Below are 404 nucleotides of genomic sequence, written 5' to 3' on the forward strand. Positions count from 1 at the left end.
CCGGTGACCCTGCTCGGCGAGACCGCCGAGGACGTGGCGGAGGCCCAGCGGGAGCTGGTCCGGGTCGGCATCGACCGGCCGGCCGCGATGGCCACCGGCCCGGTCGGGACCTCGTCGAGGCGCTCGAGCACCTCGTGGATCGGGATGTGCAGCGAACCGGCGACGTGCCGCTCGGCGCGCTCCTGGTTGCGCCGCACGTCGAGCACGACGGGGCTGCGGCCGGCGGTGAACTCGGCGGCGAGGTCGGCGAAGGTGGCGGTGCGGTAGGCCCGCAGCGGCCCGCCGCCGGACCAGTCCTCGACCGTGCCGGTGGCCATCGCGGCCGGCCGGTCGATGCCGACCCGGACCAGCTCCCGCTGGGCCTCCGCCACGTCCTCGGCGGTCTCGCCGAGCAGGGTCACCGG

Annotated in this window: 1 protein-coding gene; it reads right to left on the reverse strand. The window is 77.2% G+C overall.

The annotated features are described in order from the left end of the window. On the reverse strand, positions 1-404 hold a 404-nt coding region (locus E9565_RS22030), incomplete at both ends, for a rhodanese-like domain-containing protein (protein WP_236828903.1).

This window comes from Blastococcus sp. KM273129, from assembly GCF_021698995.1.
Taxonomy (GTDB): Bacteria; Actinomycetota; Actinomycetes; order Mycobacteriales; family Geodermatophilaceae; genus Blastococcus.